At 66.6% G+C, this 17,985-nt stretch carries 16 protein-coding genes; 5 read left to right on the top strand and 11 right to left on the bottom strand.

The window, feature by feature from the left end; all coding sequences use genetic code 11:
- Positions 1-5 precede the first annotated feature (5 nt).
- Genes QEP15_RS17835 through QEP15_RS17825 form a run of 3 tightly spaced genes read left to right on the top strand, consistent with a single transcriptional unit; the run spans position 6 to position 2,946 of the window.
- A complete protein-coding gene (locus QEP15_RS17835; RefSeq protein ID WP_152385078.1) occupies positions 6-740 on the top strand; it encodes an enoyl-CoA hydratase/isomerase family protein in 735 nt (244 codons plus the stop codon).
- A complete protein-coding gene (locus QEP15_RS17830; RefSeq protein WP_152385077.1) occupies positions 737-1,933 on the top strand; it encodes a CaiB/BaiF CoA transferase family protein in 1,197 nt (398 codons plus the stop codon). The genes QEP15_RS17835 and QEP15_RS17830 overlap by 4 nt, the downstream gene beginning before the upstream one ends.
- Positions 1,934-1,974: 41 nt before the next feature.
- A complete protein-coding gene (locus QEP15_RS17825; protein ID WP_062842189.1) occupies positions 1,975-2,946 on the top strand; it encodes a Bug family tripartite tricarboxylate transporter substrate binding protein in 972 nt (323 codons plus the stop codon).
- 28 nt (positions 2,947-2,974) lie between these two features.
- Here QEP15_RS17825 and QEP15_RS17820 read toward each other — a convergent pair whose 3' ends face one another.
- From QEP15_RS17820 to QEP15_RS17770, 11 genes are all read right to left on the bottom strand, one after another.
- Positions 2,975-3,925, bottom strand: coding sequence for an NAD(P)H-dependent flavin oxidoreductase (locus tag QEP15_RS17820; RefSeq protein WP_180100584.1), 951 nt, complete (start codon positions 3,923-3,925; stop codon positions 2,975-2,977).
- A 67-nt stretch (positions 3,926-3,992) separates the two neighbouring features.
- The gene (hutI, locus tag QEP15_RS17815; protein WP_280147808.1) at positions 3,993-5,204 is read right to left on the bottom strand and encodes an imidazolonepropionase; all 1,212 of its coding nucleotides are present in this window, start codon (positions 5,202-5,204) and stop codon (positions 3,993-3,995) included.
- Between the two features lie 58 nt (positions 5,205-5,262).
- Entirely contained in the window at positions 5,263-6,693 is a 1,431-nt protein-coding gene (locus tag QEP15_RS17810) for an amino acid permease (RefSeq protein ID WP_280147807.1), read from the bottom strand.
- Positions 6,694-6,814: 121 nt separating this feature from the next.
- Entirely contained in the window at positions 6,815-8,344 is a 1,530-nt protein-coding gene (hutH, locus tag QEP15_RS17805) for a histidine ammonia-lyase (protein WP_280147806.1), read from the bottom strand.
- 52 nt (positions 8,345-8,396) lie between these two features.
- A complete protein-coding gene (gene hutU / locus QEP15_RS17800; protein WP_280147805.1) occupies positions 8,397-10,079 on the bottom strand; it encodes a urocanate hydratase in 1,683 nt (560 codons plus the stop codon).
- 194 nt (positions 10,080-10,273) lie between these two features.
- Entirely contained in the window at positions 10,274-11,017 is a 744-nt protein-coding gene (gene hutC, locus QEP15_RS17795) for a histidine utilization transcriptional repressor HutC (RefSeq protein ID WP_175157196.1), read from the bottom strand.
- A gap of 85 nt (positions 11,018-11,102) precedes the next feature.
- A complete protein-coding gene (locus QEP15_RS17790) occupies positions 11,103-11,918 on the bottom strand; it encodes a LysR family transcriptional regulator (protein ID WP_280147804.1) in 816 nt (271 codons plus the stop codon).
- Positions 11,899-12,864, bottom strand: a complete 966-nt coding sequence (locus QEP15_RS17785; protein ID WP_280148925.1) for an XdhC family protein — start codon at positions 12,862-12,864, stop codon at positions 11,899-11,901. The genes QEP15_RS17790 and QEP15_RS17785 overlap by 20 nt, the downstream gene beginning before the upstream one ends.
- Positions 12,864-15,155 carry a xanthine dehydrogenase family protein molybdopterin-binding subunit gene (locus QEP15_RS17780; protein WP_280147803.1) on the bottom strand — a complete coding sequence of 764 codons (2,292 nt, stop codon included), beginning with the start codon at positions 15,153-15,155 and terminating at the stop codon, positions 12,864-12,866. Before QEP15_RS17780 ends, QEP15_RS17785 begins: the two co-directional genes overlap by 1 nt.
- On the bottom strand, positions 15,152-15,625 hold the full coding sequence (locus tag QEP15_RS17775; protein ID WP_062842180.1) for a (2Fe-2S)-binding protein: 474 nt from the start codon (positions 15,623-15,625) through the stop codon (positions 15,152-15,154). Before QEP15_RS17775 ends, QEP15_RS17780 begins: the two co-directional genes overlap by 4 nt.
- Positions 15,626-15,790: 165 nt before the next feature.
- Positions 15,791-16,507: an IclR family transcriptional regulator gene (locus tag QEP15_RS17770; RefSeq protein ID WP_280147802.1), complete on the bottom strand. Its 717-nt coding sequence runs from the start codon at positions 16,505-16,507 to the stop codon at positions 15,791-15,793.
- 100 nt (positions 16,508-16,607) lie between these two features.
- Between QEP15_RS17770 and QEP15_RS17765 the strand changes: the two genes are divergently transcribed.
- The gene (locus QEP15_RS17765) at positions 16,608-17,321 is read left to right on the top strand and encodes a PIG-L deacetylase family protein (RefSeq protein WP_280147801.1); all 714 of its coding nucleotides are present in this window, start codon (positions 16,608-16,610) and stop codon (positions 17,319-17,321) included.
- Between the two features lie 4 nt (positions 17,322-17,325).
- Positions 17,326-17,967 (top strand): RraA family protein, encoded by a 642-nt coding sequence (locus tag QEP15_RS17760; protein WP_280147800.1) that lies wholly within the window; start codon positions 17,326-17,328, stop codon positions 17,965-17,967.
- The last annotated feature ends 18 nt before the right edge of the window (positions 17,968-17,985 follow it).

Here is a 17,985-nt window from a genome sequence, read left to right as displayed (position 1 = left end):
AAACGATGGCTGAAATGATTGTCGAGAACCAAGGCGCGGTGCGCGTGCTTCGGCTGAATCGCCCGGAGAAGCACAATGCGCTGAACACCGCCTTGACCGCCGGGTTGCTGGCCGCGCTGCGCGAGGCCGACCAGGATCCCGCGGTACGCACCATCGTGCTGACCGGCAATGGCAAGTCCTTTTGCGCCGGCGCGGATACGACGGAGTTCTCGGCGCTGACGCCCGAGCATCCCGAGGCCGTGCTGGCGCGCGCCAGCCTGACCACCGATCTGCATCTGGTCTTCTCGCGGATGAGCAAACCTGTCATTGCCGCCGTGCATGGCAATGCGCTGGGCGGCGGCGCAGGACTTGCGCTGGCGTGCGACATGGTGGTGATGGCCGAGGACACGCGTTTTGGCTATCCCGAACTGCGTCACGGCATCGTGGCGGCCGTGGTGATGGCCAATCTGGTGCGGCAGTTGGGCCGCAAGCAGGCCTTCGAGCTGGTGGCCATGGCCGAGCCCATCGACGGCCATCGGGCGGTGGCGTTGGGGTTGGCCAACCGGGCCGTGCCCGCCGCCGACGTCATGCCGCAGGCGCTGGCCTTTGCCGAGCGTCTTGCCGGGTGGGAAGCCGCGGCCATGGGCCTGACCAAGCGCGCGTTCCATCGGTGCGCGGACCTGGGGCTGGAAGACGCGCTGGGGGTGGGCCGCGATGCCAACGTCATCATGCGCGGTTTTCGTCAGGGGGCGTCGCGATGAAGCCGCTTGATGGCATCACCATCCTGGATTTGTCGCGGGTGCTGGCGTGCCCTTTTGCGTCGATGATCCTGGCCGAATTGGGCGCCACGGTGATCAAGGTCGAGCAGCCCGATGGCGGCGACGAGACGCGCGGATTCGAACCCAAGGTGCACGGCGAGGACGGGGACGAGTCGGCCTACTACCTGGCCTTCAACCGCAGCAAGCAGTCGATCACCGTCAATTTCCGCAAGCCCGAGGGCCAGGAGGTGATACGCCGGTTGGCGCAGGATGCCGATGTGGTGGTCGAGAATTTTCCGGTGGGCACCCTGGCGCGTTACGGCCTGGACAAGGCCCACATCGCGCCGGGAAACCCGGACTTGATCTATTTCTCGTGCACCGGCTTTGGGATGACTGGGCCGTACGCCCCGCGCAAGGGCTACGACACGGTGTTCCAGGCGATGGGCGGGATCATGAGTCTGACCGGCGAGCGCGATGGCGGACCGGTGAAGCCGGGATTGCCGGTGGCCGACCTGACCTCCGGCCTGTGGGCGGCGATTGGCATCTTGTCCGCCCTTGTCGGCCGCGAGCGTAGCGGGCGCGGGTGCCATATCGATTTCTCGATGCTGGACGGGCAGGTGGGTCTGTTGTCGCTGGCGGCGGCGCGCTATTTCGCCTTGGGAGAGGTTCCGGCGCGCATGGGCACGGAACATCCTGGCCGGGTGCCGTCGGCGGCCTTTGAATGCAGCGATGGCAAATGGGTGCAGATCACCGGCAGTGATCAACACTGGAAACCGCTGTGCGACCTTCTGGATCTGCCTCAATGGGGCGCGGATGCCGAATTGGCGCGCAATGCCGTGCGGGTAGCCCGCCGGGAGGAAGTCATGGCCGGTTTGCAGGCTGCCGTGGCCCGGCTGGATCGCGACGAGCTTTGCCGCCGTTGCGATGCCGCAGGCGTGCCGGCCGGGCCGATTCTGGATGTCGGCGAAATCCTGAATAACGAGCATGTCCGCGCGCGCGGCATGGTCTCGAGCTATGACCATCCCCGCATCGGCCGTTTTGGCGCGGTGCCGGTGCCCTTCAAATTCGAAGGGTATGAAGATCCGCAGGTCGAACGGCCGCCATTGCTGGGCGAGCATACCGACGAGGTATTGCGCGCAAGGCTGGGGCTGTCGGCCGAGGAAATCACGGCGTTAAGGCAGCTTGGCGCCATTTAGCAATACAAAAAAAGCATCCCGATGAGGATCAGGAGACAACGATGAAAACCTTGAAGCGATTGCTGTGCGGCCTGGGTGTCAGCATGATTTGCAGCGGTGCGAGCCTGGCGGCGGACGCCTACCCAACCCAGCCGATCACGCTGGTCAATCCTTATGCCGCCGGCGGCCCTGCCGATGTGCTGGGACGCGCGCTGGCGCGCGAGCTGGAAAAGCAGTTGGGCAAGCCGGTCATCGTGGAGAACAAGGCCGGCGGCGGGGCGGCGATCGGCGCAAATTTCGTGGCGCGGGCCAAGCCGGACGGCTACACCCTGCTGCTGGGGACGTCGGCCGCGCATGTCGTGACGCCCCTGATGCAGCGGACGGCCTACGACGGCATCAAGGATTTTGCCTTTGTGACCATCGTGGCCAACCAGCCCAATATGCTGGTTGTGCGTTCGTCCTTGCCGGTATCCACCTTGCCGGAACTGATCGCGCTGGCACGCAAGGAGCCGGGCAAGATCAACTACGCGTCGGCCGGTCCCGGAAGTTCTCCGCATCTGGGTGGCGAGCTGTTCCGTCAGCAGGCCAAGGTCGACATCATGCACATCCCCTATAGCGGCGCCGCGCCGGCCATCAATGATCTGGTGGGCGGCCAGGTCGATATGGCCGTCCTGAACCTGGCGGCCAGCGTGCAGTTCATCCGCAGCGGCAAACTGAAGGCCCTGGCGTATGCCAACCCCAAGCGTTCCGCGCTGTTTCCCGATGTGCCCACCTTGGCTGAAGCAGGGGTGAGCGGCGCCGAATCGGCGTCCTGGTACAGCCTGGCTGCACCCAAGGGCACGCCGCAAGCGGTGCTTGAGAAATTGAACAAGGCCGTGCAGGCCGTGAACCAGTCGCCGGAGTATCGCAAGCTGATGGATGCCCAGGGTGTGGAGCTCTGGACCCTGACGCCGCAGGAAGCCACCCAATACGTGGAAAAAGACCAGCTTGCGATGCGCAAGCTGGTGGACAGTGCTGGCCTGACGAAGAAATAAGGCGCGCGGGGGGGGGCGCAGTTGCGCTTCACCCCAGCGCGCTAAGCCGCCGGATCGCAACCAGCGTCTCTTGAACCAGGCGCTGCATCAATTCGGCGGCCGGCACCAAGTCGCCGATCAGTCCCGCGCTTTGACCGGCTTCCACCTTGCCGAGGTCGACATTGCCTTCCAGCGCGGCCTGCTTCAACGTGCTTTGCGCGAACAAGCCGTCCAGTGCTTCGTCGCTGCTGGTGCGTTCGGCGTTCAGGTACTGCTGGGCAAAAGCGTTGCGCAGCATGCGTACCGGCGAGCGGCCGCGGCCGACCAAGGTGGTGTCGCTGATGCCGGCGGCCATCACGGCCGCCTTGTAATCGGCGTGCACGCTCGCCTCGGGTGTCAGCAGGAAGCGCGTTCCCAGTTGCGCGCCAGCCGCGCCCAGGCACAGCGCCGCGGCAATGCCGGCGCCATCCGCGATGCCGCCTGCGGCGACGACGGGCAGGTCCACGCGCTGCACCGTTGCACGCAGCAGCACCTGTGTGGTGATCTCGTCCGGGCCAGGGTGCCCGCCCGCTTCCAGGCCCACCGCGATCACGCCATCCACGCCGGCCGCTTGGGCTTTCTCGGCGTGGACGGGGCTGGCAATGACCTGCAGCCATTTCATCCCGGCATCATGCACGCGGGCCAGATGCTCTCGCGGCCCGCCTTGCGAGGCAATGATGATCGGTGCGCCTTCGGCGATGGCGATGTCCAGATGTTCGCGCGCGCGCTTGTTGTACAGCGGGATGTTGACCGCGTAGGGCGCGTCGGTCAGGGTGCGCAGCTTGCGCAGCGCGGCTTGCAACGCCTCCGGGTACATCGGGCCGGATGCCACCACGCCCAGGCCACCGGCGGCCGACACGGCGGCAGCCAGTTCCGCGTTGGAAGACGCCCAGCTCATGCCGGCTTGAATGATGGGGTATCGGATACCCAGAAGATGGGTCAGCGGGGTTTGCAAGGTCATGATGGCGTCTCGTCCGAAAGCAACCATTCTCGGACAAGTCGTTGATTTAATCAACTAAATCGCAACGTCAGCCCGTCAAATTCACCGTCGCCCCATGCCGTACCACGCGCTTGGCCAAATCCCCGCCCACCCAGTAAGCCAGCTCTGCCGGATGCGCAATATCCCAAACGACAAAATCCGCCACCTTGCCCGCCTCCAGCGTCCCGCGCGTCGCTGACAAGCCCAACGCCCGGGCCCCATTCGCCGTCACGCCCGCCAGCGCTTCCTCCGGCGTCATCCGGAACAACGTGCACGCCATGCTCAGCATCAAGCGCAGCGACAGCACGGGCGACGTTCCGGGATTCAGATCCGTCGAAATGGCGATGGGTACACCGTGTTGGCGCAGCAGATCCAGCGGCGGCAGTTGTGTCTCGCGCAGCGCGTAGAAGGCTCCAGGCAACAGCACCGCCACCGTCCCCGCTTTGGCCATCGCCCGCACATCCGATTCGGTCAGGTATTCGAGATGATCCGCTGACAGCGCCCCATGGCGCGCCGCCAGGCTTGCGCCGTGCAGCGAAGACAGTTGCTCGGCATGCAGCTTCACGGGCAGGTTCAGCCGTGCCGCGGCCTGAAACACGCGCTCCACCTGAGCGGGCGTGAACGCCAGATGTTCGCAGAAGGCGTCGACGGCATCGACCAGGCCCTCGGCCGCCAGGGCGGGCAGCATGCGCTGAGTGACTTCATCAATGTAGTCGTCGGGGCGGCCTTGGAACTCGGGCGGCAGCGCGTGCGCGGCCAGGCAGGTTGCCTGCACGGTCAGGGGCAGCGTCTGGCCCAGGTGACGGGCCACGCGCAGCATCTTGCGTTCGTTTTCCAGATCGAGCCCGTAGCCGGATTTGATCTCCAGCGTGGTGACGCCATCGCGCAGCAGTTGCACGGCGCGGCGGCGGGCGCTGGCGTAGAGCTCGTCTTCGGTGGCCGCGCGCGTGGCGCGGACGGTGCTGGCGATGCCGCCGCCCTGGGCGGCGATGGTGGCGTAGTCGACGCCTTGCAGGCGTTGCTCGAACTCCCGGCTGCGGTCGCCGCCGAACACCAGATGAGTGTGGCAGTCGATGAGGCCTGGCGTGACCCACGCGCCGCCCAGGTCATGCACGTGCGCGGCGTCGACGTTGGGCAATTCGGCCTCGGGACCGATCCACTCGATGTGCTCGGCACGGGTCACGATGGCTGCGTGTTCGATGAGGGAATACGCGCCACCCGCCATCGTGGCCGCGTGGCAATGTCGCCAGACTTGTCTCATGCACTTCTCCTTCAGGCAGCTGCCTGCCAGGGGATTGCCCTGGCAGGCGCCGCGTCGATCAATCCGAGCCCTGCGTGGCCAGCACCGGGGCGCCGCCGCCGGGGCGTTTGGGATGCACCCAGAAACGATACGCCACGCAAAGCAGCGCGATCCACACCGCGCCCACGCCCAGCGCCGTCTGCGTGCCGGGGAAATAGCCCAGCACGGCGATCACGAAAACCATGAAGGCAATGGCCAGCAAGGGACCCAGCGGCCAGAACGGAACCGGGAACTTCAATGCGGCGACGTCTTCGGCGTGCATCTTGCGGCGCATCGCCACCTGCGAGAGCAGAATCATCAGCCACACCCATACGGTGGCGAAGGTGGCGATGGAAGCGATGAGCAGGAACACATTCTCCGGGATCAGATAGTTCAGCAACACGCCGACCAGCAACGCCACGGACATGACCACCACCGTCATCCACGGCACGCCGTTGCCCGAGACCGAGGCAAAGCCGCGCGGCGCCTGACCTTGCTGCGCCATGCCGTACAGCATGCGGCCCGCGCCGAAGATGTCGCTGTTGATGGCCGACACTGCTGCGGAGATGACGACGACATTCAGGATGGTGGCCGCCGAGCCGATGCCCAGGCTGTCGAAGATCTGCACGAACGGACTGCCTTTGCTGCCGATCTGCGTCCACGGGAAGATGGACATCAGCACGAATAGCGTCAGCACGTAGAAGAGCAGGATGCGCATGGGGACGGCGTTGATGGCGCGGGGAATGGTGCGGCCCGGGTCCTTGGCTTCGCCGGCGGTGATGCCGATGATCTCGATGCCGCCAAACGCGAACACCACCACGGCCAGCGACGCAATCAGCCCGCCCACGCCATTGGGCATGAAGCCGCCGTGCGCCCAGAGGTTGTGCACGCCGGTCGCAGCGCTGTCCGCGCCCAGTCCCAGGCCAAACAGCATGATGCCCAGGCCGCCCGCAATCATCGCGACGATGGCGCTGACTTTCAGCAGCGACAGCCAGAACTCCAGTTCGCCGAACACCTTGACGGACAGCAGGTTGATGGCGCCGATGAAGCAGACGATGGAAAGCACCCAGATCCAGCGCGGCACGTCGGGATACCAGAAGCCCATGTACAGCCCGAACGCGGTGATGTCGGCCAGACAGACGATGATCATCTCGAACGCATAGGTCCAACCGGTAAGAAAGCCCGCGAGCGGGCCCAGGTATTGCGTGGCGTAGTGGCCGAACGAGCCGGATACCGGATTGCGGACCGCCATTTCGCCGAGGGCGCGCATCACCATGTACACGGCGGCGCCGGCGATCAGGTACGCCAGCAGCACTGACGGTCCGGCTGCCTGGATCGCCTTGGCCGATCCGTAGAAGAGCCCCGTGCCGATGGCCGATCCCAATGCCATGAAGCGGATGTGCCGGGCATTCAGGCCCCGTGTGAGCGCCTGCGCGGGGGGCGGTGCGTCGGACTGCTTGGTTGCTTGCATTGTGTCTCTCTCGTGTTCCCTTGGACGTTCGGCATCAGCCGCCGCGAGGGGCGCCTTCTGGTGGGCGCGTGCACGCGGCGTGGCAATGGCGGCCGGCGTCATCCGGCCGCCACGGACGGCATCACAGGCTGGGCAAAAGGCCCGGGGGCATCAGGCCGTTCATGACCTGCGCGGCGAGCAGGCCGCTGGCCGCAGCGATGTCGGGCGCGAAGAAGCGGTCTTCTTCGTAGTGGGGCACTTTGTCGCGCAGGGCGCGGCGCGCCTGTTCCAGTTGCGGAGAGGTCTTGAGCCCCTCGCGGAAATCCAGCCCCTGGCACGCGCCCAGCCATTCGATGGCCAGGATGTCGCGCACGTTGTCGGCCATGGCCCACAGACGCTTGCCCGCGTTGGGCGCCATCGAGACGTGGTCTTCCTGGTTGGCTGACGTGGGCATGCTGTCCACGCTGGCCGGATGCGCCAAGGCCTTGTTGTCGCTGGCCAGTGCCGCGGCCGTCACCTGGGCGATCATGAAGCCGGAGTTCACGCCGCCCTTGCGGACCAGGAACGGCGGCAATTGCGACATGTGCTTGTCCATCATCAGCGCGATGCGCCGTTCCGACAGGGCGCCGATCTCGGCCAGCGCCAGCGCCAGGTTGTCGGCGACCAGGGCGACGGGCTCCGCATGGAAGTTGCCGCCCGAGATGACGTCGCCTTGTTCGACGAACACGAGGGGGTTGTCGGACACGGCGTTGGCTTCGATCTGGAGCACCTGCGCCGCTTGGCGGATCTGCGTGAGGCAGGCGCCCATGACCTGGGGCTGGCAACGCAGGGAGTACGGGTCTTGCACCTTGCCGCAGTCGGCGTGGGAATGGCCGACTTCGCTGTCCTCGCCCAGCAGGCTGCGGTAGACGGCGGCCACGTCGATCTGGCCGGTCTGGCCGCGCGCGGCGTGAATGCGGGCATCGAACGGCGTGCGCGAGCCCAGCATGGCTTCGACGCTGAGGCTGCCGCAAACGAGGCCAGCCGCCATCATGTCTTCGGCTTCGAACAGACCGCGCAGGGCAAACGCAGTGGACACCTGGGTGCCGTTCAGAAGCGCCAGGCCTTCCTTGGCGGCAAGCGTCAACGGCGTCAGGCCGGCGCGCGCCAAGGCGTCGCGCGCGGGCAGCCATTCGCCCTGATGGCGCGCCTGGCTTTCGCCCAGCAGCACCATTGACATGTGGGCAAGCGGGGCGAGGTCGCCCGAGGCGCCCACCGAACCCTTGAGAGGAATGTGGGGATAGACGCCCGCGTTGACCAGGGCAATCAGGCTGTCGATGACTTTGCGGCGCACACCGGAATAGCCGCGGGCCAGGCTGTTGATCTTCAGCACCATGATGAGGCGCACCATCGCGTCGTCCAGCGCCTCGCCCACGCCGGCGGCATGCGAACGCACCAGCGAAGTCTGCAAGGCCTGCAGGTCCTCGCGCGCAATCTTGGTGGAGGCCAACAGGCCAAAGCCGGTATTGATGCCGTAGACCGTGCGGCCTTCGGCGATGATGCGTTCAACCGTGGCCACGCTGGCGTCGATGCCCTGCGCGGCGCCGGGATCCAGCGTCAGGCTGACGGGCTGCCGGTAGGCGCGCCGCAGGTCGGCCAGCGTCAGGTGGCCCGGTTTCACATGCAATTCCATTTCCACTTCTCCCACGCCGGTTGCCCGGCTGCTTGCGATCATTGTTGTGCGGTCAGTCGTGCTTGCCGGTCACCATGGGCAGGTTCAAGCCCTGCTCGCGGGCGCAATCGATGGCGATCTGATACCCGGCGTCGGCGTGCCGCATCACGCCCGTGGCCGGATCGTTGGTCAGCACCCGGGCGATGCGCTCGGCGGCCGCGTCGGTGCCGTCGCACACGATGACCATGCCGGAATGCTGCGAGAAGCCCATGCCGACGCCGCCGCCGTGATGCAGCGAAACCCAGGTCGCGCCGCTGGCGGTGTTGAGCAGGGCGTTGAGCAGCGGCCAGTCGGACACGGCGTCCGAGCCGTCGCGCATGGACTCGGTTTCGCGGTTGGGGCTGGCGACGGAGCCGGAATCCAGGTGGTCCCGGCCAATGACGATGGGCGCCGACAGCTCGCCCGACCGGACCATCTCGTTGAATGCCAGGCCCAGCTTGGCGCGCGCGCCCAGGCCCACCCAGCAGATTCGGGCGGGCAGCCCCTGGAAGCTGATGCGTTCGCGCGCCATGCTGAGCCAGCGGTGCAGGTGGGCGTCGTCGGGAATCAGTTCCTTGACCTTGGCGTCGGTCTTGTAGATGTCCTGGGGGTCGCCGGACAGCGCGGCCCAGCGGAACGGCCCCACGCCCCGGCAGAACAGCGGCCGGATGTAGGCCGGCACAAAGCCGGGGAAGTCGAACGCGTCGGCAACGCCTTCCTCCTTGGCCATCTGCCGGATGTTGTTGCCGTAGTCGAAGGTGGGGATGCCCTGCCGCTGGAATGCCAGCATGGCCTGCACATGCACGGCCATCGACTGCTTGGCCGCCTTGATGACCGCCGCCGGTTCGCGCTGCGCGCGATCGCGGTATTCCTGCCAGGTCCAGCCGGCGGGCAGGTAGCCGTTCAAGGGGTCGTGCGCACTGGTCTGGTCGGTGACCATGTCGGGCCTGACGCCCCGGCGCACGAGCTCGGGCAGGATCTCGGCGGCGTTGCCGCAGAGCGCGACGGACACCGCGCGGCCTGCTTGCGTGTGTTTGGCGATGCGGGCCAGCGCGTCGTCCAGGTTGGCGGCCTGTTCGTCCACATACCGCGTGCGCAGGCGGAAGTCGATCCGGCTTTGCTGGCATTCGATGTTGAGCGAGCACGCGCCGGCCAGCGTGGCCGCCAGGGGCTGCGCGCCGCCCATGCCGCCCAGGCCGGCGGTCAGGACCCAACGACCGGCCAGGTTGCCGCCGTAGTGCTGGCGGCCCGCTTCGACGAAGGTTTCGTACGTGCCCTGCACGATGCCCTGGCTGCCGATGTAGATCCAGCTGCCGGCGGTCATCTGGCCGTACATGGCCAGACCCTTGGCGTCCAGTTCGTTGAAGTGTTCCCACGTGGCCCAATGCGGGACGAGGTTCGAGTTGGCGATCAGCACGCGGGGCGCGTTGGCGTGCGTCTTGAACACGCCCACCGGCTTGCCCGATTGCACCAGCAGCGTTTCGTCGTCGTTCAGGGTCGTGAGGGATTCAACGATCTTGTCGTAGCAATCCCAGTCGCGGGCTGCGCGGCCGATGCCGCCGTAGACGACGAGCTCGTTCGGGTTCTCGGCCACGTCGGGGTCGAGGTTGTTCATGAGCATGCGCAAGGGCGCTTCGGTCAGCCAGCTCTTGGCCGTGAGTTGGCTGCCGCGCGGTGCGCGAATGAGGGCGTCGCGGAATCGTGTCGAAGGCTTCAAGTGTGTCTCCTGGATCGGGTCGAGGCGCGCGGTGATCCAGCGCCAAGGTCATCGAATCTTATGATGCCTATGGTTGTATAGACAAGAGTAGATGACTTGTTTTCGAATCAGGGATTACCCCAATGAAAAATGCCGAAACCCGTGGGGATTCGGCATTGGCGAAAGAACCAGGGGGCGCCGCAATGGCGCGGATGTCACGTCGTGAACTTGCCTTCCAGGCGGTGGCGCGAGCCGGGGTGGATCAGGCGGGCCAGGGTCACCGCGCGGTCGCCGGACCAGGTGCGCCGGCTGATGAGCAGGCATGGCTCATCGCGTTCGATCTGCAGCAATTGGCACTCGCGCGGCTTGGCCAGGATCGCCTCGACCACGTGCTCGCCCGCGCTCAGCGGCGCCACGCGGGTCAGGTATTCATAGGGCGTGCTTTGGGTGAAGTCCTGCTTCAGGTAGTCGGGCGCAAGGCGAACGTTGACGTAGCGGTCTTCCAACTGAATCGGCACGTCGTCCTCGTAGTGGACGATAAGCGAATGAAAGACCGGCTGCCCGGCGCGGATTTCCAGCGCCTGGGCTTGTTCGGCGCCAGCCGGCTCTTCAGCCAGCCGCACCACGCGGCTGTGGTGGCGGTGGTTGCGCGCCGCGATCTCGTCGGCGATGTTGTTCACGGCAAACAAGGCCGAACGCGCCTTGGGCTGGGCAACGAAGGTGCCGACGCCTTGCATCCGCACAAGCAGGCCTTCCGACGTCAATTCGCGCAGCGCGCGGTTGATCGTCATGCGGCTGAACCCCAGTTCCTCGACCAGTTCGGCTTCCGACGGCACGCGGTAATGCGCGGGCCAGGCGCCGCTGCGGATCTGCTGCGCAATCATCTGCTTGACCTGCGCGTACAGCGGCGCGGGCGGGGCATTGGCTGGGACAGGCAATCGGGGAGGGGAGGCAGCCACGAGGGATCCTGGGTATGCAACGTGTGAGCGGTGAAAATGCGGGCTCTAGTATAGACAGGTACACCTCGCCAGCGGGCGCCCTGCCTTAGCTGCGCGCCGGCCTGCTGACCCGAAGCGCGGCGACCACCAGCGAAAACGCCGGCGACGGTTGCCGCCGGCTGGGGTAGTAAAGATGGTATCCCTCGAAGCTGGGGCACCAGTCCTCCAGCACCCGGACCAGTTGGCCGGATTCCAGATAGGGCATCAGTTCGTCCTCCGGCAACAGCGACAGGCCAAGTCCCGCCAGCGCCGCGTCGATCTGGGGCTGGGTGGTATTGAAGATCAACGGGCCGTCCACGCGGACGTTGACCTGGCGGCCGCGGCGCTCGAAGTCCCACACATACAGGCCGCCTGAACTTTGCATGCGCTGATTGATGCAGGCATGCTGCATCAGATCCTGGGGCACCTTCGGGACGGGCCGCGATTCGAAGTAGCCGGGCGACCCCACCACGGCCAGGCGCATTGGCGGACCAATGGGTACGGCGATCATGTCCTTGTCGATGGTCTTGCCCATGCGCACACCGGCGTCGAACCGGTCCGCCACGATGTCGCGGAATCCGTAGTTCACGTCGAACTCTAGCTTGATGTCCGGATACTCGCGCATCAACGGCGTCAGCTTGGGCAGCAGGATACTGTGCAGCACGTAGTCGCCACAGGTGATGCGCACGGTTCCCGCCGGCTTGTCGCGCAGTTCGGTCAGCTCGTCCAGCTCTGCCTCGATCTCGTCGAAGCGGTTGCCGATGGCGTTGAGCAGCCGCTCGCCCGCCGCGGTGGGTGAAACACTGCGCGTGGTGCGCCTGAGCAGCCGGACGGCGGGCGGCGCCTGCGAGCGGCGCCGGGTCTTACCGGGCCGTGACCCCATTCTTGACCGCCAGGATGTGCGCCATGACGCTCACCGCGATCTCGGCGGGCGTCTTGCTGCCGATGTGCAGTCCGACCGGCGAGTGCAGCCGTTGCAGCGACGCTTCCGTTTCATCGAAGTGTTCCATGAACCGCTCGCGGCGGCTGGCGGCGTTGCGGCGTGAGCCGATGGCGCCCACGTAGAAGGCGGGGCTGTGCAGCGCTTCCAGCAAGGCCATGTCGTCCAGCTTGGGGTCATGGCTGAGCGCCACGATGCAGGTTCGGGAATCGGGGGCGAGCGCGCGCACGGCGTCGTCGGGCATTTCGGTGGTGAAGGCCACGCCGTCCACGGACCATGTGCCCAGGTGCTCGATGCGCGGGTCGCATACGGTCACCGCGAAGTCATTGAACAGCGCCATGGTGGCGACGTATTCGGCCAGCGATCCGGCGCCGATGAGCAGCAGCCGGTATTGGGGTCCAAGCGTGCTGGACAGCGTGACGCCATCGAAATGCAGGGCCTCGGGCGCCGATGCGTCGCCAAGCGTCACGGCCCCGGACGCGCAATCCACGGTCCGCTGCACGAGGTGGCCCGCCTCAAGCCGGCGGACCAATGCGTCAAGCGCCGCGCCGTCGGGTTCGAATTCAAGCAGCAGCTCAAGCGTGCCGCCGCAAGGCAGCCCGAAGCGGTGCGCCTCGTCGGCCGTGACGCCATAGCGCACGAGTTCGGGCGCCGACTGCGGAATGACCCCGTCGCCGTAGGCCCGCGTGTAGCGGTGGATCAGGTCGTCCTCGATGCAGCCGCCCGAGACCGATCCGATGCAGCGGCCGTCCTCGCGCAGCACCATCATCGCGCCGACGGGCCGCGGCGACGACCCCCACGTCTTGACGACGGTGGCCAGCATCAGGCGATGACCGGCCACCTGCCAATCGCGCGCCGCGCGCAGCACGCGCACATCAACACTTTCCATCATGCCACCTTGCGCACCGGCAGGCTGCGGATCCGCTTGCCGGTCGCGGCGAAGATGGCGTTGCACAGGGCGGGGGCTACGGGCGGCACCGGGGGCTCGCCTACGCCGCCCGGCGGCAACGCGTGATCGTCATTGACCAGGTGCGTGCGGATCACGCGCGGCGAGGCGTTATGGCGCAGGACTTCGTAGTCATGGAAGTTGCTTTGCTTCACGCGGCCTTTTTCGAACGTGATTTCGCTGGTCAGCGCCAGGCCAAGGCCCATGATGGCGCCGCCTTCCATTTGCGCGCGGATGCGTTCGGGGTTGATCTGGGGGCCGCAGTCCATCGCCATGTCCACGGCGACGATGCGGACCTCGCCCTTGTCGTCCACGGCCACCTCGACGACCGTGGCCGTGTAGCTCATGAAGCTGTAGCAAAAGGCCAAACCCAGGCCATGGCCCTTGGGCAAGGTGCGGCCCCAGCCCGCGCCCTTGCAGGCGGCCTCGATCACGCCGCGCAGGCGGCCGGTGTCGTAGGGGTAGCGTTCGGGCGACTCGGTGTAGTTCCACGTGTCGGCCATCGTGCCGGGGTCGATCTGGCGGGCCGGGCCGATGAGGTCCAGCGCGAAGGCTTTCGGATCCTTGCCCGCGCGGTGGGCCAGTTCGTCGATGAAGCACTGGGCCGCGAAGGCATGGGGAATGTTGGCGACGGACCGGAACCAGCCGATGCGGGCGTGGGCGTCGACTTCGGCGGTCTCCACGCGCACGTTCGGAATGCGGTACGGCATGTTGATCGCCGACATGGCCGATTCGAACATCTGCTGTCCCTTGGCGCCTTGCGCGAACAGCGAGGCGATGGTGGGGGCGGCGCTGCGGTGCAGCCAGGACTGGACTTGCCCCTGCGCGTCCATGACGGCTTCCAGGCGCTCGACCGACACGGTATGCAGATAATCGTGATGAATATCGTCCTCGCGCGTCCAGACCAGCTTGACCGGCGTGCCGTCGGGCATGGCGCGGGCCACGATGGCGGCTTCGTCCACGAAGTCGGGCTTGGACTTGCGCCCGAAGCCGCCGCCCAGCAGCAGCACGTTGACCTTGACGTTGGCCGGTTCCAGCTTCAGTCGCGTGGCGACTGCGTTTTTAGCGGCGGCCGGATTCTGCACGGACGTCCAGACCTCGGCGCTGTTGCCCTTGATCTGCACGGTGGCGACTGGCGGTTCCATCGATGCGTGCGCCAGATGCGGCACGTAGTATTCCGCGGCCACGCGCTCGGCTTCGGGCGCCTTGGCCCAGGCATTGGCGGCGTCGCCCTGGTTGCGCATCGTCTTGCCGGGTGCGCGCGCCGCCGCCTGCAGGGTTTGCCGGTAGGCGGCCGAGTCATAGCTGCCGTTCGGGCCATCGTCCCATTCGATCTCCAACGCGTCGCGTCCCTGGCGAGCGGCCCAGGTGTTGCGCGCCACGACGGCCACGCCGCCCAGCGGCTGGAACGCGGGGGCGCCCTGCATGGGGGGAATCTCGACGACCTTCAGCACGCCGGGCACGGCCAGCGCCTTGGCGCTGTCGAAACGCCGCAGCCGGCCGCCCACGACGGGAGGACGCGCCACGACGGCATAGACCATGCCGGGCAGGCGCATGTCCATGCCGTAGGTGGCTTGCCCTTTGCCGATGGCTTCGACGTCCACGAGGCGAACCTGGTCCTTGCCGATGTACCGGAATTCTGACCGGTCCTTGAGCTTGAGCGTGTCGCCTGCAGGCACGGGCTGCTTGGCCGCGTCCGCCGCCAGGTCGCCATATGACAGACGCCGGCCGGTGGACGCATGCAGCACTTCATGCTGTTCGGCCTTGACCTCGGCAACGGGCACGGCCCAACGTGCGGCGGCGGCGGCTTCCAGCATCTGCCGGGCCGCGGCGCCCACGCGCCGCATCGGCATCAGGAAGTGCCGCATGCTGCGCGAGCCGTCCACGTTCTGATTGCCGTAGCGCGCTTCGTCGCCGGGCGCCTGCACGACCTTCACGCGTTCCCAGCGGGCTTCCATCTCGTCGGCCACCACCATCGGCAGGCTGGTGCGCACGCCCGTGCCCATTTCCGCGCGGTGCGCCACGATGGTGACCGCGCCGTCGGCGGCGATGCTGACAAAAACCAGCGGATCGTCCACGGTGCCGCCAGGCATGCTGTCGGCGCCATACGCCTTGGCGGCCGGCTCGGCGGCCACCGCGGTCGTGACCCACCCCCTGACCGTGACGGCAAGCGTCAAGACGCCCAGGCTGCCCTGCAGGAAAGCGCGGCGCGAAAGTTGAGCGGCGGCGGTCATTGCTTGCCTCCTTGGGCGAGGCGGCTGGCTGCCTGTTGAATGGCGGCCAGGATGCGCGGGTAAGTGCCGCAGCGGCAGATGTTGCCGCTCATGGCGTCTGCGATCTCCTGTTCGGTGGGAGTGGGGTTGGCCTTCAGCAGGCTCACCGCCGTCATGATCTGGCCCGCCTGGCAGTAGCCGCACTGCGCGACGTTGTTGTCGACCCAGGCCGTCTGAACCGCCCGGCCGACCGGATCGGCATCCATGCCTTCAATGGTCGACAGCTGGCGGCCGGAAGCCACCGAGACGGGGGTAAGACAGGCGCGCACGGGCGTGCCGTCGATATGCACCGTACAGGCGCCGCACAGCGCCATGCCGCAGCCGAACTTGGTGCCGGTCATGCCCAGTTCGTCGCGCAGAACCCATAGGATCGGCATGTCGTCCGGGACGTTGACGTCCTGAGCCTGGCCGTTGATTTGCAGTTGCGTCATGGGGGCAATTCCTGAGAAGCACGGCACAGTCGCCTTGCCTCGGGTGGGGGGATAACTTCTTGAGTCCGGAATTTTGCCGAAAAAATCCCGGTTTTATTCATTAGCCCTACTAATAGGCCTGTTAAGGACCGGTTATGCCTGCGCGGAAACCAGCCCCTGATTGGGCTATGACGCGTCCGGCCGGTAAAGCACGGCGCGCATGTCGGATGAAGCGCCCAACCGGCGCGACAGGTCGTCGGCGCGTTCCAGGATCATGGCCTCGAATGCCTTGGCATCGACGGTCTTGAGACGTGCCGAGGGGCCGGCAATGGTCAGCGCGCCGACGAAGCGGTCTTCCTGGCCGATGACCGGAACAGACCAGGACGACGTATACGGATCGCGCGCGCCGCACGAGAAGATCGGCAGGCGGACCTGATCGCGCCGTTCGCCTTGCGCCCAGATCGCAAAGACCTGGCCCGTGGAGGATTTGTCGGGCGGCATCACGCTGCCGGCAATGACCTGGCTGTGCAGGCCTTCGTGCGGCTGATGCCGGAAAAGGCACAGGCGCTGGCCCGGTTCTCCGCCTTCGACGTAATACGCCGCGCTTTCACCGGTGTCTGCCGACAGCCGCTCCAGCACCGGCATGACGACGGCCTCCAGGTCGAAGCCGCGCTCGTAGACCCGCGCCAGGAACAGCACGCGCGGGCCCAGCCCATAGCGGCCGTCGGGCTCGCGCACCACATAGCCGCAGCGCGCCAGCGAATTGAGCAGGCGAAAGATCGTCGTCTTGTGCAAGGGAAGACGGGCCGCGAAATCGGCCAGCGACAGGTGCTCCGCGCCGGGACGAAAGCAGTCCAGCACGCTGAGCGCGCGTTCAACGGCCACGACGCCATCATTGCTCATGAATTCTCCAAGATGTGCTTTTTTGCTGGATGATTGTACGTAATACAACGTCATTTCGTAAATTTAAAATGCACTCAGTCTGTTGATTCGGGAGGCCGGGATGGCAAATTCGATGGTGGTGGTAACTGCCCATGTGGGCGATTTCGTCTGGCGTTGTGGCGGCGCGATGGCCCTGCACGCGCAGCGTGGCGTAGAGGTGCATCTGGTCTGCCTGAGCTATGGCGAAAACGGAGAGTCCAACGCGGCGTGGAAAGGGGATACGCAGCGCGAGGCGGTTAAAGCGCAACGCCACGCCGAAGCGCAGGCCGCCGCGCAGATCCTGGGCGTGAGCAGCGTGGATTTTCACGACCTGGGCGACTATCCGCTGCCCGACTCGCCGGACGCCGTGCGCCGCATCTCCGAGACGCTGCGCCGCACGAAGCCGTCGGTGGTGCTCACCCACCCCGAGCACGATCCTTCCAACCTCGATCACTGCCGCACGTTCGAAATGACGCTGCGCGCCCGCATGCAGGCGATGGCGCCAGGGCATGGGGCCGATTTCGTGGTGCCGCCGCAAGTGTTGTGCTTTGAGCCGCATCAGACCGAGTTGTGCGGCTTCAAGCCCAATGTGCTGCTGGACATCACGGAGGTGTGGGAACGCAAGTGGCAGGCCATGCAGGCCATGCCGACGCAAAGCAACCTGTGGGCGTACTACGAGCGTGTCGCGCTGCAACGCGGCGCGCAGGCCGGGCGCCGGGGCAAGACGGCGGGCACGCGCTATGGCGAGGCCTATCAGAGCATTTTCCCGGCCGTGGTTACGGCCTTGATGGAGTGACCCCATGCGCGACATCCACGAATCCGGCTTGACCAGCACATTGCTGGCGGACGTCGGCGCTCGCTATCTGCGCGCGGCGATCAAACCCCTGCGTGCGGGATGGACCGTGCGCGGCCGCGCGGTGACGGTGTCGGTCCCGGCGGGCGACAACCTGGCGATCCATGCAGCGCTCGCGCTTGCGCAACCTGGCGATGTGCTGGTGGTGGATGCGCAGGGCTACACCGAACGCGCGGTGATGGGCGGAATCATGTGCGCGCAGGCCGCAGGAAGCGGCATCGCCGGCGTGGTGATCGACGGTGCGGTGCGCGACGCGGCAGAGCTGCGCCAGGGCCAGCTGCCCGTGTTCGCCGCTGCGATATCGCCAGCGGGGCCCGCCAAGGCCGGCGGCGGCACTGTGAACCGCCAGATCCAGTGCGGCGGTGTGCGCGTCGATCCGGGCGACTGGATCCTGGGCGATGACGACGGGTTGGTCGTGGTCGCCCCGGCGGAAATGGACGCGATGGTTGCGGCAGCCTTGACCAAGGCCGGCGCCGAAGCCCGCCGCATGGCCGCCATCGCGCGCGGCGAACTGCGGCCCGTGTGGCTTGACGACGCGCTGGCCAAGGCCACGCTGGACATTGGGCCGTCGCTGCCTGCGTCCGAATAACAGCTATTCAATACAACA

The organism is Achromobacter mucicolens, from assembly GCF_029866465.1.
In the GTDB taxonomy this organism is placed as follows: Bacteria; Pseudomonadota; Gammaproteobacteria; order Burkholderiales; family Burkholderiaceae_B; genus Achromobacter; species Achromobacter mucicolens.
Note: the sequence above shows the minus strand (reverse complement) of the source record. Positions and strands in the feature narration are given on the sequence as shown.

What these genes read in the sequence shown, in the direction of transcription:
- QEP15_RS17835 (WP_152385078.1), top strand. Translation starts at nt 6, where the DNA reads ATGGCTGAAATGATTGTCGAGAACCAAGGCGCGGTGCGCGTGCTTCGG.
- QEP15_RS17830 (WP_152385077.1), top strand. Translation starts at nt 737, where the DNA reads ATGAAGCCGCTTGATGGCATCACCATCCTGGATTTGTCGCGGGTGCTG.
- QEP15_RS17825 (WP_062842189.1), top strand. Translation starts at nt 1,975, where the DNA reads ATGAAAACCTTGAAGCGATTGCTGTGCGGCCTGGGTGTCAGCATGATT.
- QEP15_RS17820 (WP_180100584.1), bottom strand. Translation starts at nt 3,925, where the DNA reads ATGACCTTGCAAACCCCGCTGACCCATCTTCTGGGTATCCGATACCCC.
- hutI (WP_280147808.1), bottom strand. Translation starts at nt 5,204, where the DNA reads ATGAGACAAGTCTGGCGACATTGCCACGCGGCCACGATGGCGGGTGGC.
- QEP15_RS17810 (WP_280147807.1), bottom strand. Translation starts at nt 6,693, where the DNA reads ATGCAAGCAACCAAGCAGTCCGACGCACCGCCCCCCGCGCAGGCGCTC.
- hutH (WP_280147806.1), bottom strand. Translation starts at nt 8,344, where the DNA reads ATGGAATTGCATGTGAAACCGGGCCACCTGACGCTGGCCGACCTGCGG.
- QEP15_RS17790 (WP_280147804.1), bottom strand. Translation starts at nt 11,918, where the DNA reads ATGGGGTCACGGCCCGGTAAGACCCGGCGCCGCTCGCAGGCGCCGCCC.
- QEP15_RS17785 (WP_280148925.1), bottom strand. Translation starts at nt 12,864, where the DNA reads ATGGAAAGTGTTGATGTGCGCGTGCTGCGCGCGGCGCGCGATTGGCAG.
- QEP15_RS17780 (WP_280147803.1), bottom strand. Translation starts at nt 15,155, where the DNA reads ATGACCGCCGCCGCTCAACTTTCGCGCCGCGCTTTCCTGCAGGGCAGC.
- QEP15_RS17775 (WP_062842180.1), bottom strand. Translation starts at nt 15,625, where the DNA reads ATGACGCAACTGCAAATCAACGGCCAGGCTCAGGACGTCAACGTCCCG.
- QEP15_RS17770 (WP_280147802.1), bottom strand. Translation starts at nt 16,507, where the DNA reads ATGAGCAATGATGGCGTCGTGGCCGTTGAACGCGCGCTCAGCGTGCTG.
- QEP15_RS17765 (WP_280147801.1), top strand. Translation starts at nt 16,608, where the DNA reads ATGGCAAATTCGATGGTGGTGGTAACTGCCCATGTGGGCGATTTCGTC.
- QEP15_RS17760 (WP_280147800.1), top strand. Translation starts at nt 17,326, where the DNA reads ATGCGCGACATCCACGAATCCGGCTTGACCAGCACATTGCTGGCGGAC.